This is a genomic window from Dietzia sp. 179-F 9C3 NHS (assembly GCF_045369825.1).
Classification (GTDB): Bacteria; Actinomycetota; Actinomycetes; order Mycobacteriales; family Mycobacteriaceae; genus Dietzia.
In genome coordinates this window covers 355,170-369,770 of record NZ_JBIQES010000003.1, presented here as the reverse complement: position 1 = coordinate 369,770, position 14,601 = coordinate 355,170, and the positions used below count along the sequence as shown (strand labels likewise).

Sequence of the window (14,601 nt, the reverse complement as noted above, 5' to 3'; positions counted from 1 at the left end):
CACCCTGCATGAACCAAGTATTTCAGGCCCGGGTCACCCCGCGGGGCGGACACCCTGATTGTTCAGCAGTCTCCTAGGCGACCCCCTCCCCCGCCGCGTCGCCGGATTCAGCGGTGTCGTCGCCCGGGACCTCCTGCACCTCCTCCTCGTCGCCGCCGGTCTCGTCTCCGTTGCCGGGATCGCCACCGTCGCCGCCGCCCGGATCCGGGTCGGGGCCGGGCTCGTCGTCGGTGGTCGGTGCCGGGGCGTTACACGGCGGGAAGACCTGCCGGAACCGGTCCGGCACGCCGATCTGCTCGAGCTGCTCGCGGCACACGTCCGAGTCGGTGGTGGCGAGCTCGCCCCACCGCTCACCACTCCAGGTGTAGAGGATCTGCTCGCCGTCGTGGTCCACCAGGGCGAAGCGCTCGTCGCACTCGCGCACCCGGATCCCGTCCCCCAGCTCGTCGCGGAGGAACTCCTCGGAGCAACGCTCGGCCATCCCGGGCGGCCCGCTCGTCGTGGTGGTGGGCGTGGCCGACGTCGTGGGGGACGGGGTCGACGACGAGGTGAGCGTCGTGGTCGAGGGGGTCGTCGCGGCCTCTTCGTCCCCGCGACCGCCCCCGGCGGTGACGAGCCACACCAGCAGCGCCCCCACCAGCAGGAGCGTCAGCACCGCCGCCAGCGCCATCCACGGCGTGGCCTCGCCGCGGCCGCCCGCGCCGTCGCCGGGCGGCGGCCCCTCGGGCGGCGGCCCGCCGGGAGGTCCCCCGGCCGCACTCACGGCGGCACCGGCGGGCGGGACGACCGACTCGCCGTCCCACCGACCCGTCGCGTCATGGTCCTGGTACCAGTCCTCGGGCGCGGGCCCCGCCACCGCGTCGGCGGGGTACTGCGACCACGCTGCGGTCGAGCCGTCGGCGCCGACCGCCGGAATCTGCTCCGTGGGCGGGGCCCCCTCCACCGGCCCACCGCCGACAGGCGGGAGCTGCTGGGTGGGCGGGGGCGCGTCCGCCGGGCCGTCGCCCCCGACGGCCGGAATCCGGTCCGTGGGAGTGTCGCCACCGGTGTTCCTGCCCGGGTCGCCGCCCGCGTCCCGGCCGCCCGCGTCCGCGCCATCCGGCCCCGAGCCGCGGCCGCGCGGGTCGTCCGGCCCGGTCACGAGCCGTCCTCCGGCGCCCGGGGCTCCTCGGTCACACGCCCGTTGGCCAGCACCGGGATGGCCTTGCGGACCGACGTGACCTCGTCGTCGTCACCCTCCACATCGACGTCCACCACCAGCAGCTCCGAGCCGGCACCGGCCTCGGCGCGCACGGTGCCGTCGGGGCCGGCGAGCAGCGAGTGCCCCACACCCGTCGGGGCGCCCTTCTTGACCTCGATCCCCTCCTCGGCGGGGTCGGCCTGGCCGGCGGCGAGCAGGAACGTGGTGGCGTCGAGGGCCCGCGCCCGCGCGAGGAGCCGCCACTGGTCCACCTTGCCCGGCCCGGCGCCCCACGACGCCGCGCACACGGTGAGGCGCGCGCCCGCCGCGGCCAGGGCGCGGTACTGCCCGGGGAAGCGGATGTCGTAGCAGGTGCTCAGGCCCACGCCCACGCCGTCGATCGTCACCACGCGGGTGGTGTCGCCGGGCTCGACCGTGTCGGACTCGGCAAAACCGAAGGCGTCGAAGAGGTGGATCTTGTCGTAGCCCAGGTGCAGGTCACCGCCGTCGCCCGCGGAGCCGCCGCCCCCGGACGGGCCGGTGACGAGGAGCGTGTTACGGACCCGGCCGCCCTCGCCCGGGGTGAACATTCCCGCGGCCACCACCACGCCGTACTCGCGGGCGACACCGGCGACGCCGGTCGCCCAGGGCCCGTCGAGGGGCTCGGCGATCTCGTCGAGCCGGCCGGCGCCGAAGGCCCGCATGGTGGCCTCCGGGAACACCACGAGTCGGGCTCCGCGCCCAGCGGCACCGGCGACCGACGCGCGGACCAGGTCGAGGTTGGCCGCGGGGTCGCGTCCGGACAGGATCTGGGCGGCGGCGATGCGCACGGTGCGTCCTCCTGCTGGTGGGGTCGTTCCCTCGACGCTACCCGCGTCGTCGTGGCCGTTGGGCTATGCGGGTTCGCCGCGACCGTCGGGTCACCAGCGACGCACCAGCCGCCGGGCCGCCCGCGCGCCGCGCTCCCACAGCGCCCACGCCGCGAGCCCCACGGCGAGCGACGCCGCCACCGAGAGCCACGGGTACCCGGCGTCGCGGATCGGCGGGTACACGAGGAAGTGGGTGAGGTAGATGAACAGCGAACCCGCGGCGAGCGGCGTGAGCACGCGGACCAGCGGGCGCGGCAGCCGGACCGCGGGGATCCAGGTGAGCGCGAGCAGCCCGCCCACGATCACCGCCTCCCGGCCCGGATCGCCGAACCAGCCGGGCACACACAGCAGCGCGACGGCGGAGGCCGACACCCGGGCCCACACCGAGCGACTGCGCGCGATGGCCCACCCCAGCCCGAACAGCCACAGCACCGCCGGCGCGGAATACCAGACCTGCGGGCCGCCGCCGAGGTCGAAGAGCCCGAACCGGACGGTGAGCCCGGCGGCGACGAGCGCGGCCGGCAGCGCCAGCGGCCACCGGCGGTCGAGCCGCGCCACGGCGGGGACCGCCATGAGACCCGCCACCCCGAGCAGCGCGTACACCACGGCCTCGACGAACCACATCTGCCAGGGGTTCCACCAGCGGTCCGCCCACCAGGACCGCGGACCGAACACGTTGGTGGCGAGCAGCGGCGAGTACCAGTGGTAGCGCGTGGTGAACGGGGTGACGAGCAGCAGCCACACCACGGCCGGTCCCGCGATCCGGCCCGCGGTCCGCAGCACGCCCCGGGCGCGCTCGCGGGCGTCGGCGGCCGTGTCCGCGGCTCCGTGGAGCCGGAAGCGGGCCAGCGAGTAGCCCGTGAGCGCCACGAGCACGTGGGCCCCGCCGATGATCGTCAGCGCTCGGGTGTGGGTGCCGACGATCGTGAGGATGAACAGCGCCCGCAGCACGATCGAGGTGTCCACCCGCGCCCACGCCCGCCACGGCGCCCACCACCGCGCCGGTGCGCGGGTTCCGGTCGCGGCCCGCGCGTCGAGCTCGGCGATCGGGCGCAGGTGCCAGTCCCGCGGCAGGTCGGGCACCGCCTCCTCGAGCCGGGCGGAGAGCACGACGTAGGTCAGCGAGTCTCCGCCGAGATCCACGAAGGTCACCCCGGGCCCGGCGGCGGCGAGGTCCTCGCCCGTCAACCCGAGGGCGTGGGCCACGAGCCCCGACGGCGACGCGGCGTCGGCGACCCCCGGTGCCCCCGCCACCGGCGCCGCGGCCGACCGGTCCCGGCCGGCGACGAGGTCACGCAACGCGGCGTGGTCGACCTTCCCGGCGGGGGTGCGGGGCGGGTCGACGACGACAACCTCCACCGCCGACCGGGGCAGTCCCGAGGCCTGCGCGGCGCCCCCCACGAGGTCGGCCCGCCGGCAGGGGTCGGCGACCTCGCCGTCGTTCCCGGATCCGCCGGTCCCCACCCCGCCGGGCCGCTCCCCTCCGGGCTCCCGGGTCACCACGACGAGCCGGTCCGGCTCCCCCACACACCAGGCGTCCAAGCCGTGGGCGTCGGCGAGCATGGCCTCGACGCGGCCGAGGTCGATGCGATGGCCGAAGATCTTGGCCTCGCGGCCCATGCGGCCGACGATCTCCACGAGCCCGTCGTCGGCGATCCGGGCGAGGTCGCCGGTGCGCAGCTCGGTGAGCTCGGCGCCGCGCGCGAGGTCGGCGGAAGCGCGCGCGTAGCCCATCATGACGTTGGGGCCGGTGTAGACGAGTTCGCCGGGGTCGTCGGGACCGGCGCCGGCCGGGCGGTCCACGCGGAACGCGCCACCGGGGATCGCGACGCCGATCGCCTCGGCGCGGCTGCGGGCGAGGTGCGGCGGCAGGTAGCCCATACGGGCGGTGGCCTCGGTCTGGCCGTACATCACCACGAGCTCGGCGCCGCGCGACTCCAGGCGCCGGGCGAGGACGCGGACCTTCTCCGGCGCGAGGCGGCCGCCGGCCTGCGTGAGATAGCGCAGGCGCGGGAGGGCGTCCAGGCGATCCAGGCCCGCGCGCTCGAGGAGCTCGACCGTGTGCGGCACGGCGGCGAAGGTCGTCACCCCGTGCGCGCCCGCGCGCCCCCAGAACCCGGGGGTGGCCACAGAGTCCTCGTTGAGCACCACCGACGCGCCCACGAGGAGGTGGCTGTGCAGCACCGACAGGCCGTAGCAGTAGTGCGGTGGCAGCGTGGTGATGGCGCGGTCGGCAGGCGTGATGCGCAGGTACTCGGCGATCGCCGCCGCGTTGGCGAGCACCGCCTCGCGCGACTGGCGGACGAGCTTGGGCGCGCCCGTCGAGCCCGACGTGCTGAGCAGCAGCGCCAGGTCGGGGTGGAGCACGTGACGCGGCGGGGTGAGATGGGCTGCGGCCGGGATCGGCTCGCCCGCGCCCGCCAGGACGTCCGGCGTCCACGACGCGACGAGGGCGCGGGTGGCCGCGCTCTCGGGCGGCAGGAGGAGGACCGCGTGCCCGGCCTCGAGGGCGGCCAGGTAGTCGACGAGGAAGGCGACCGTGTTGGCGCCGACGAGGCCGATCATCCGGCGGCCGGTGGCCACGGGCGGGTACGCGGCCGCGCGCTCGTCCACGCGGCGGGCGAGGTCGGCGTAGGTCAGGGGCCCGTTGTCGTCGATGAGGGCTGGCGCCGGGCCCCGGGCGGCGAAGGCCGAGGCGAGCCCGAGCGGGCTGCGCGCCGCGTCCACCTGCGTGATCGTCACCGCGCGATCGTATTAGGAAAGGCTACCCTGAGGCAATTCCCGGCGGGGCGGCCAGCGGTCGGCGAACTCGAGCATCGCGCGGCTGGAGAATCCATCCCGCCGCCCACCGACGGGGAGGCCCCCGGGATCGCCGGACGCGGCGTCAGCGCCGGTCGTCGCGCTCGTGCCGGGGCCGCCAGACCACGACCGAGGTCGAGCGTGGCACGTGGACGAGCTCGCCCCGGGACCGCGCCGACGCGCCCGCCCGGCCACGGAGCTCCGCCACCTCGTCGAGCAGTTCCTCGACCCGGCCACGGAGCGCATCGACCTGGTTGGTCAGCTCCATGATCCGCTTGACGCCGGCGAGGTTGATGCCCTCGTCCTGGCTCAGACGTTGCACCTCGCGGAGCATCGCCACGTCCCGCAGGGAGTACCGCCGGCCCCCGCCGCTCGTCCGAGCCGGACTCACCAGACCGAGCCGGTCGTAGGTGCGCAGCGTCTGCGCGTGGAGGCCGGAGAGTTCCGCGGCCACGGAGATCACCAGCACGCTCTCGTCGGGCCCGAGCCCGTCCAGGCCCCGGCCCCCCGCGCCGGGCCGGGTCATGACGACCCGGCCCAATCCGCGCGCGGGTCGTAGCCGGCGGCGCGCAGGGCGTCGTCGTAGGCGGCCAGCTCGGCCTCCGCCATCCCGGCGGGCGGGGTGGCCACCCGGAGCGTCACCTTGAGGTCGCCGGTCCCGGACTTGCGGGCGATGCCGCGGCCCCGGACCCGCAGGATCTGGCCGTCCCGCGACCCGGCGGGGACCTTGACCGTGACCCGGCCGGTGAGCGTGGGCACGGAGACCTGTGCGCCCCGCACGAGCTCCGGGTACGAGACGGGCAGGTCCACGAACAGGTCGGCCCCGTCGCGGGTGAAGACCTCGTCCTTGCGGACGGTGACGGTCACGTAGAGGTCGCCGGACGGCGCGCCCCTGAAGCCTGCCTCGCCCTGCCCCGTGACGCGGATGCGCTGGCCATCCTCGACGCCCGCCGGCACCTTGACGTTGACGTTGCGGTTGCGGTGGGTGACGCCGCTGCCAGTGCAGTCGGGGCACGGGTCGTCGATCGTCGAGCCGGTGCCGCCGCAGTCCGCGCAGGGTTCGGCGAACCCGAACGCGCCCTGCGTGCGCTGGGTGACCCCCGCGCCGTGACACGTGCCGCACACCTTGGGGCTCGTGCCGGGCCGGGCGCCGCTGCCGTGACAGGTTAGGCACGGCGACGCCGAGGAGACCTTGATCTGCACGGTCTCGCCGAGCGCCGCCTCACGGAACGTCAGCGTGAGCGCGGTCTCCACGTCCTGGCCCCCGCGCGGGCGCCGGGCCTGGGTGCGGCCGGCACCACCGCCCCCGCCGCGGGCCTGGTTGAACAGACCCCCGAACAGGTCGGAGAAGCCGCCGGCCCCTCCGCCGGCGCCGCCGAAGAGGTCGCCGAGGTCGAAGTCCGCGCCGCCGGTCGTGAACGTGGCGCCGCCCGGTCCGCCGGCCCCGCCGGGACGGAACCCGCCGAAGCCTCCGCCCGAGGAGACCATCGCGCGGAACTCGTCGTACTCCTTGCGCTTGGCGGGATCACCGATGACGTCGTTGGCCTCGCTGATCCGCTTGAACTTCTCCTCCGCGGCGGTGTTGCCGGGGTTGGAGTCCGGGTGGTTCTCGCGCGCGAGCTTGCGGTACGCCTTGCGGATCTCGTCCTGCGTGGCGCTCTTGGAGACGCCCAGCTCGGCGTAGTAGTCCTTCTCGACCCATTCGCGCTGGCTCACCAGACGCCTCCTTTCTGCTCTCTACGACAAGTGTGAACGACCTGGCGTGCGGTCGACCCCGCGATCGCGGGGTCGACCGCACAGCGGTACGTCAGCGCACGATGACCATGGCGGTCCGCAGGGTGCGCTCGCCCATGCGGTACCCCTTGCGCAGGACGGTGCCGAGCACGGGCTCGCCGCCGTCGGACTCGTCCTGCACGGCCTCGTGGACGTTCGGGTCGAAGGGGTCGCCCTCCTCGCCGAACGCCTCGACGCCCTGCGACGCCAGGAGCGCCGTCATCTTGTCGGCGAAGGCCCGGAGCGGGCCCTCCTCGAGGTCGCCGTGGGCGCGGGCGCGATCGAGGTCGTCGACCACCGCCAGCAGCTCGGTGAGCACGCCCGCCCGGGCGGCCTCGATGCCGGCGGTCCGCTCGCGGTCCATCCGGCGCCGGTAGTTGGCGAACTCCGCGGAGACCCGCTGCAGGTCCGCGGTCCGCTCGTCGAGCTGCGCCTGCAGCTCGACGAGCGGGTCCGCCTCCGTGGAGGTCTCGATGGGTTCCTCGCCGCCGTCGTCGGCCGCGGTGCCGTCGTTGACCACCGGTCCGTGATCACCGTCGGTGCCGCTCCCGCCGCCCTCGGCCTGTTCCTCGACCCGCTGGGCCTCGGCCACGTCCGCGGCGTCACCGCCGGCCCAGGCCGCCTTGTCCGTCTCCGGACCGTCAGCGTGTTCGGTCACTGGACCTCACCCTTCCTGGTCTCGTCGTCGGCCGCGGCGTCCTCGACCTCGTCGGTCTCGACGTCGGCCTCACCGCGGGCGACGGCGTCCGCCTCCGGCGCGACCGGATCGTCCTGGACGAACTCGGCGTCGACCGCCTCCTCGTCCGTGTTCTCCGGGGCGCCGGGGTCCGGCGTGCCGTCGGAGCGGGTCACTTGGACTCACCCTTGTCGTCGTCCTCGTCCACGACCTCGGCGTCCACGACGTCGTCGTCCTGGCCGGCGGCGGCACCCTCGGCGCCCTCGCCGGCGGCGGCACCCTCGGCCGCGGAGGCCTCGTAGATCGCCTGGCCGACGGCCTGCGCCTCGGTGTTGACCTTCTCGACGGCCCTCTTCAGCGCCTCGACGTCGTTGCCCTCGAGCGCGGTCTTGGCCTCGGCAATCGCCGCCTCGAGCGACTCCTTCTTGTCGGCCGGGACCTTGTCCGAGTTCTCCGAGACGAACTTCTCCGTCTGGTAGATCGTGGACTCGGCCTGGTTGCGGGTGTCGGCCTCCTCGCGACGCTTGGCGTCCTCGGCGGCGTGCTCCTCCGCGTCCTTGATCATCTGGTCGATCTCCTCCTTGGACAGGCCGGAACCGTCCTGGATGATGATCGTGTTCTCCTTGCCGGTGCCCTTGTCCTTGGCCGTGACGTGGACGATGCCGTTGGCGTCGATGTCGAAGGTGACCTCGATCTGCGGCACGCCGCGTGGCGCGGGGGCGATGCCGGCGAGCTCGAACGAGCCGAGCAGCTTGTTCTGCGCGGCCATCTCGCGCTCACCCTGGAACACCTGGATCTGTACGGACGGCTGGTTGTCGTCCGCCGTGGTGAAGGTCTCCGACCGCTTGGTCGGGATGGTGGTGTTGCGCTCGATGAGCTTGGTCATGACGCCGCCCTTGGTCTCGATGCCCAGCGAGAGCGGGGTCACGTCGAGCAGCAGCACGTCCTTGACCTCGCCGCGGAGCACGCCGGCCTGCAGCGCGGCGCCCACGGCCACGACCTCGTCCGGGTTGACGCCCTTGTTGGGCTCCTTCCCGCCGGTGAGCTCCTTGACCAGGTCGGTGACGGCGGGCATGCGGGTCGAGCCGCCGACCAGCACCACGTGGTCGATCGACGACACCGCGATTCCGGCGTCCTTGATGACGGCCTGGAACGGCTGACGGCAGCGGTCGAGCAGGTCCTGCGTGATCCGCTGGAACTCGGCGCGCGAGAGCGTCTCGTCGAGGAAGAGCGGGTTCTTGTCGGCGTCCACCGTGATGTACGGCAGGTTGATCGACGTGGACTGACCGCTCGACAGCTCGATCTTGGCCTTCTCGGCCGCCTCGCGCAGTCGCTGCATCGCCATCTTGTCCTTGGTCAGGTCGATGCCGTTCTGCGCCTTGAACTTCTCCACGAGCCAGTCCACGACGCGCTGGTCCCAGTCGTCGCCGCCGAGCTCGTTGTCGCCCGACGTGGCGCGGACCTCCACGACGCCGTCGCCGATGTCGAGCAGCGAGACGTCGAACGTGCCGCCACCCAGGTCAAAGACGAGGATGGTCTGCTCCTTGTCTCCCTTGTCCAGGCCGTACGCGAGCGCGGCGGCGGTGGGCTCGTTGACGATGCGGAGCACGTTGAGGCCCGCGATCTGGCCGGCGTCCTTGGTGGCCTGTCGCTGCGCGTCGTTGAAGTAGGCGGGAACGGTGACGACGGCGTCGGTCACGTCCTCACCGAGGTACGCCTCGGCGTCGCGCTTGAGCTTCTGGAGCGTGCGCGCGCTGATCTCCTGCGGGGTGTAGTTCTTGCCGTCGATCGTGTCCGACTTCCAGTCGGTGCCGATATGGCGCTTGACCGAGCGGATGGTGCGGTCCACGTTGGTGACGGCCTGGTTCTTGGCCGGCTGACCCACGAGGACCTCGCCGTTCTTGGCGAAGGCGACGACCGACGGGGTCGTGCGCGACCCCTCGGCGTTGGCGATGACGTTGGCCTCGCCGCCCTCGAGGACGGCGACGCACGAGTTGGTGGTGCCGAGGTCGATCCCGACTGCACGTCCCATGGTGATCTCCTTTGCTGCAGTTGACATGGTCTGACAGGGCTTGGTTCAGCGGACCCGACTCAAGAGCCCGGGCCGTTGACACCAGAGTGCCCTCCCGGTCGGACATCGTCAACTGAAGTTGAGCCGAATACGCTGAGGTTTGACGCTCCGTATAACTATGCGCAGCGCCGGGACATTCCCGGGGTGGCGTAGATCACAGGCACGATTGCGTGCGCCCCACTCAACCCGGCGCTCCCTCCAGCGATCCCGCCCCCTCCCAAATCGGCGACCCCGCTGCCGGATCAGCTACCCCTGTCAGGGGCGCCGATCCCGCAGCGGAGTCGCCGATTTCGGGAATGTGTTGGGAATGCGGGGGATGCGACCAGGGTCAGATGACGCCCTGGGCGAGCATCGCGTCGGCGACCTTGCGGAAGCCGGCGATGTTGGCCCCCGCGACGAGGTCGCCGGGCATACCGTACTCCTCGGCGGTCGAGGCGGCGGTGGCGTGGATGTTGGTCATGATGCGGTCGAGCTCGGAGTCGACGCGCTCGAAGTCCCACTGCAGGCGGCCGGCGTTCTGCCGCATCTCCAGGCCCGAGGTGGCCACGCCGCCGGCGTTGGCGGCCTTGGCGGGGCCGAAGAGCACGCCCTTGTCCCGGAAGACGTGGACGGCCTCCTCGGTGCACGGCATGTTGGCGCCCTCGGCGACCACACGGCAGCCGTTCTCGGCGAGCGTGCGCGCGGCGTCGCCGTCGAGCTCGTTCTGGGTGGCGCAGGGCAGCGCGATGTCGCAGTCGATGTCCCACACCGAGCCGCCCTCGACGAATTCGGCAGATCCCCGCTCGGAGGCGTAGGCGGAGAGACGCTCACGGCGGACCTCCTTGACCTCGCAGAGCAGGTCCAGGTCGAGGCCGTCCTCGTCGACCACGTAGCCCGAGCTGTCGGAGCAGCCCACGACGGTGGCGCCGAGCTGAGAGGCCTTCTTGGCGGCGTAGATGGCGACGTTTCCGGAGCCGGAGACCACGACCCTCGAGCCCTCGAGGCTGTAGTCGGTCTCGCGGAGCATCTCGCGGACGAAGTAGACGAGGCCGTAGCCGGTGGCCTCGGTGCGGGCCCACGAGCCGCCGTAGCCGATGCCCTTGCCGGTGAGCACGCCGGACTCGAAGCGGCCGGTGATCTTGCGGTACTGGCCGAACATGTAGCCGATCTCGCGGCTGCCCACGCCGATGTCGCCCGCGGGCACGTCGGTGTACTCGCCGATGTGGTGGGCCAGCTCGGCCATGAACGACTGACAGAAGCGCATGACCTCGTTGTCGCTGCGCCCGTGCGGGTCGAAGTCGGACCCGCCCTTGCCGCCGCCCAGCTCGAGGCCGGTGAGGGCGTTCTTGAAGACCTGCTCGAAGCCGAGGAACTTGAGCGTGTCCTCGTCGACCGTCTTGTGGAAGCGCAGCCCGCCCTTGTAGGGGCCCAGGGCCGAGTTGAACTGCACGCGGAAACCGCGCTGGACGTGGATCTTGCCGGAGTCGTCCACCCACGGCACACGGAAGGAGATGACGCGCTCCGGCTCCATCATGCGCTCGAGGATCGCGCCCTCGACGTACTCGGGGTGCTGCTTGACCACCGGGGCCAGCGACTCGAGGACCTCGTGGGCGGCCTGCCGGAAGAGATGCTGTCCGGGATTGCGTCGCTCCACCGTCGCGAGGGCGGCGTGCAGGGCGGCGTCGGCGTCGGACATGGGACCTCCGGTGTAGGGGCAAACTGGGCAGTGGTGTCGTTGCCGAAAGGTGAGCCTATCGGCTGGCACCCGAAATCTCCGACTCAGGCTGGTCTCAGGCCGATGGGCCCCGCTTCACCGAGCGTGTCCGGGGCGTCCCGCCAAGCACTATTGTGGTGCCCTGACCGGCGAATCGCTCGGCCTCCCCCGTTCGCACTCCCCCGAGGACCCCCGTTGACCCGCCACGCCCGCCTGCCCTTCCGAGGAGCCGCACCGCTTCTCGTCGTGGCCCTGGCCGTCGCCGTTCCCGCCGCCCACGCCGACCCGCAGCCCGGGCCGCCGCCCGAGGCCACCGAGCACACCACGCTCGAGGGCGCGCTCGGCGCCGTCGGCATGGACCGGGCGACCTTCGAGACCCAGGCCGAGACCGCCGACCGACTGTCCGCCGCGGCCGAGGAGTACGCGGCGCGCTACCCGGAGGCGTTCGCCGGGGTCCGCGTGGTGGGTGCGCGCGGCCAGGTGGGGGTGCTCCCGGGCGCCGACGACGAGGACGCGCTCACCTCCGACGCCCGCTCCCGCGGCTTCTCCACCTTCGCCGCCCCCGTCCCGGCGAAGTCGCTGGACCGGACGGCGGAGCGCGTGGAGTCCTGGACCGACTCGCTCCCACCCGAGCAGCGCGAGGAGGTCGCCGTCACCGAGGTGGACCCGGCGACCGGCGACGTCACCGTCGTCGTCACCGACTCCGACCGGGCCCCGGCCCCGCCCGCCGACCTGGGCGCCGAGCTGCGCCGCGGCACGTTCCACAAGGCGCAGAGCCTGGGGTCGGGCGGCGGCGCCGTCACCCCGATCGACCCCACCCCCACCGACCCGACCCCGCCCACCGTCCCGGACGGCGCGCTGCTCGGCGGGGACCGCTACCTCGCCACCGACCCGGCGACGGGGGCCGGCGTGTGGTGCTCGTTCGGCTTCAACGGGATCCGCGACGGCCGCGTGGTCAACATCACCGCCACCCACTGCGGCGAGTTCGCCGGCGCCTCCCCGGCGACGTCCCGCTGGGGGACGGTGTCGCAGGCCCACGGCGATACCGAGCTCGGCCACTTCAGCGCCGCCGAGGCCGACCACGACATGGACGCGGCCCTGGTGACGATCGCCGACGACGCCCGCCCGCGCTTCACCAATAACCTCGTGCGCTCGTCCGGCGGCGCGCCGCTCGCGATCACCGGCACGGCGTCGCCGGTCGTGGGCCAGACCGTCTGCAAGTACGGCCGGACTTCGGCGTACACGTGCGGCAAGGTCAGCGCTCTCGACTCGACGCGCGCGCCCGGGCAGGTCACCGTGGACATCTGCGTGCTCGCGGGCGACAGCGGCGGGGTGTTCTTCGCCGGTTCGCGGGCGCTGGCCATCACGAGCATGTCCAACGCCTTCGACATGTCCACCGGGCAGCCGATCCCCTACACCTCGTGCCGGGAGGCGGGGGCCGGCGTGCGGGCGCCGCTGCAGGCGATCGTCGTGGCCGTCCCCGCGATCGTCGAGCAGTTCCCGGGGCTCAGCGTCCGGACCTCCTGACCCGGCGCCGGCCCCCTCGCCAAATCGGCGACTCCGCTGTTGTATCCGCAGCCCTCACAGGGGTAGCCGATCCAGCAGCGGAGTCGCCGATTTCGGGGGACCGTCGGAGCGTTCACCAACCGGCCCGGCCCGCCGCGCTCGCCGAGCCGGCTCCGGCGCGCCCGACCCGCCGCGCCCGCCACTCAAATCCCACAAATCACATAAGCAACGTCGTGTCACACTGGACTCACTAATCACATCTCCGTAATCTGGCCCGCGACCGGTCGACCTCCCTCGACCCCGGTCGCCCCCGTGGGCGACCGACCGTGCACCACGGAAGGCCACCATGCGCACCACCAGATCGCTCGCCGCCCTCGCCGCCACCGCGGCGCTCGTCGTCACCGCGGGCCCCGTCGGCGCCGCGCCCGCCCCCCAGGAACCCACCGGCCCCACCGCGACCGCTCCGACCGCACCCGGCACCACGCCGGGCGCCGCCGCCATCCCGGCCCTCACCGACGTCTTCGGCCCCGCGGCGGCGGCACAGCTGACCTCGCTCGTCGAGGCGCTGCGCCGTGACCTGGGCCTGACGCCCGAGCAGTTCCTCGACCAGGCCGGCGTCGGCGCCCGCCTGGCCGAGTCACAGCCCCGCTGGGAGCAGCTGTTCCGCGACTCCTTCGGTGGCGTCTGGCTGGACGAGGACGGCACCGGTCTGGTGGGCGTGGCCCCCGGCACGGACGCCGACGAGCTGCGTTCCGAGGCCACCGAGGCCGGGTTCACCGTGCAGGACGTGGCGCTCACCGCCTCCGAGCTCGCGGCACGCGAGCGTCAGGTCACCAAGATCGTCGAGGGCCTCCCGGAGGAGCTCGGGGAGCTGGTCACGAACGTGCGCACGGATCCGACGCGGAACGCCGTCGTCGTCACCACCCGCGGCGGCGACCAGGCGCAGCTCGGCAACCTCACCGCCCGCCTCAAGAACCTCGCCGAGATCGACATGGTCGAGGCCCCGACCCCGGCCGAGGACACCGCGCCGTTCGGCAGCCAGGGCGGCCCCGGCACCGGCGGCCCCACGCTCCAGGGCCTCGACCCCGGAAGCGCGGACGACGAGGGCGGTGCCGCCGACCCGGAGGCCACGGCCGGCTCGCTCGGGAGCCTGACGCTGCTCAACCAGCTCGGCGTGGTTCCGGAGGGCCCCCTGCAGACGGTCGTGGACCTGCTCGCGGGCCTCACGCCGGGCACCGGGTCGATCATCGACGGCATGAACGAGCTCGTCCCCAACCCCACGCCCTCGGAGCAGCGCACGACGCGCGCGCCCGCCGAGACCGGCCCCGTTGTGGGCGGCACGGCCTACGAGGTGCCCGTGCCCGGCGGGCTTCTGGAGTGCTCGACCGGGTTCAACGGGGAGCTCGACGGCAAGCCCGTCGTCATCACCGCCGCGCACTGCGCCGGCGCCGACGGCACCCGCGCCTCCTTCCCCGGCGGCGACGAGTTCGGCACCATGACCGATGTCCGCAAGGAGGGCATCGACACGGCGCTCATCCGGATCGACGACGAGCACGTCGACCGCTTCCGCACCAACCTCGTGGGCACCGGCCCGGACACGACGCAGGCGATCACCGGGACCACGGCCCCGGTGGTGGGCCAGAAGGCGTGCAAGAGCGGCTCGCGCACCGGGTTCTCGTGCGGCACGATCTCGGAGGTCGGCGCGACGATCGACGTGGCCGGCAGCCGGACGATCGAGGACGCCTTTACCGTGGACCTGTGCGCCCTGCCCGGCGACAGCGGCGGAGTGGTGTTCTCCGGCGACAAGGCGCTCGGCGTCTCCAGCGCGTCCAACGTCGCCGAAACGGGGAACTGCGCCAACGCCGAGAAGGTGGCCGCGGCGAACGGCTTCACGCCGCGCCTGTCGGTGGTCCCGATCGACGACGTGCTGGCCGCCCACCCGGGGCTCTCGCTCCGCACGAGCTGACCCCCTCCGGCCCCACGGGCCCCGCGCCGCGTGTCGGGTGTTCACCAAAGTGGCACCTCGACTCGTGG

Annotated in this window: 11 protein-coding genes; 2 read left to right on the top strand and 9 right to left on the bottom strand. The window is 73.4% G+C overall.

Going from position 1 to position 14,601, the window contains the following annotated elements; all coding sequences use genetic code 11:
- Window positions 1-73 precede the first annotated feature (73 nt).
- The 9 genes from ACH0BZ_RS06300 to gdhA form a co-directional block, all read right to left on the bottom strand.
- The gene (locus ACH0BZ_RS06300) at window positions 74-1,141 is read right to left on the bottom strand and encodes a hypothetical protein (RefSeq protein ID WP_406897124.1); all 1,068 of its coding nucleotides are present in this window, start codon (window positions 1,139-1,141) and stop codon (window positions 74-76) included.
- The gene (locus tag ACH0BZ_RS06295; protein WP_406897123.1) at window positions 1,138-2,010 is read right to left on the bottom strand and encodes a nitrilase-related carbon-nitrogen hydrolase; all 873 of its coding nucleotides are present in this window, start codon (window positions 2,008-2,010) and stop codon (window positions 1,138-1,140) included. The genes ACH0BZ_RS06300 and ACH0BZ_RS06295 overlap by 4 nt, the downstream gene beginning before the upstream one ends.
- A gap of 90 nt (window positions 2,011-2,100) precedes the next feature.
- Window positions 2,101-4,791 (bottom strand): AMP-binding protein, encoded by a 2,691-nt coding sequence (locus ACH0BZ_RS06290; protein WP_406897122.1) that lies wholly within the window; start codon window positions 4,789-4,791, stop codon window positions 2,101-2,103.
- Between the two features lie 142 nt (window positions 4,792-4,933).
- Window positions 4,934-5,374 carry a heat shock protein transcriptional repressor HspR gene (locus tag ACH0BZ_RS06285; RefSeq protein WP_406897121.1) on the bottom strand — a complete coding sequence of 147 codons (441 nt, stop codon included), beginning with the start codon at window positions 5,372-5,374 and terminating at the stop codon, window positions 4,934-4,936.
- Window positions 5,371-6,564 carry a molecular chaperone DnaJ gene (gene dnaJ / locus ACH0BZ_RS06280; RefSeq protein ID WP_406897120.1) on the bottom strand — a complete coding sequence of 398 codons (1,194 nt, stop codon included), beginning with the start codon at window positions 6,562-6,564 and terminating at the stop codon, window positions 5,371-5,373. Before dnaJ ends, ACH0BZ_RS06285 begins: the two co-directional genes overlap by 4 nt.
- Window positions 6,565-6,655: 91 nt before the next feature.
- Entirely contained in the window at window positions 6,656-7,279 is a 624-nt protein-coding gene (gene grpE, locus ACH0BZ_RS06275) for a nucleotide exchange factor GrpE (protein WP_406897119.1), read from the bottom strand.
- Window positions 7,276-7,473: a hypothetical protein gene (locus ACH0BZ_RS06270; protein ID WP_406897118.1), complete on the bottom strand. Its 198-nt coding sequence runs from the start codon at window positions 7,471-7,473 to the stop codon at window positions 7,276-7,278. The genes grpE and ACH0BZ_RS06270 overlap by 4 nt, the downstream gene beginning before the upstream one ends.
- The gene (gene dnaK / locus ACH0BZ_RS06265) at window positions 7,470-9,329 is read right to left on the bottom strand and encodes a molecular chaperone DnaK (protein ID WP_406897117.1); all 1,860 of its coding nucleotides are present in this window, start codon (window positions 9,327-9,329) and stop codon (window positions 7,470-7,472) included. The genes ACH0BZ_RS06270 and dnaK overlap by 4 nt, the downstream gene beginning before the upstream one ends.
- A 367-nt stretch (window positions 9,330-9,696) precedes the next feature.
- The gene (gene gdhA, locus ACH0BZ_RS06260) at window positions 9,697-11,043 is read right to left on the bottom strand and encodes an NADP-specific glutamate dehydrogenase (RefSeq protein ID WP_406897116.1); all 1,347 of its coding nucleotides are present in this window, start codon (window positions 11,041-11,043) and stop codon (window positions 9,697-9,699) included.
- Window positions 11,044-11,256: 213 nt separating this feature from the next.
- Between gdhA and ACH0BZ_RS06255 the strand changes: the two genes are divergently transcribed.
- Window positions 11,257-12,588, top strand: coding sequence for a S1 family peptidase (locus tag ACH0BZ_RS06255; RefSeq protein ID WP_406897115.1), 1,332 nt, complete (start codon window positions 11,257-11,259; stop codon window positions 12,586-12,588).
- A gap of 325 nt (window positions 12,589-12,913) precedes the next feature.
- Window positions 12,914-14,533 (top strand): serine protease, encoded by a 1,620-nt coding sequence (locus ACH0BZ_RS06250; protein ID WP_406897114.1) that lies wholly within the window; start codon window positions 12,914-12,916, stop codon window positions 14,531-14,533.
- Window positions 14,534-14,601 lie beyond the last annotated feature (68 nt).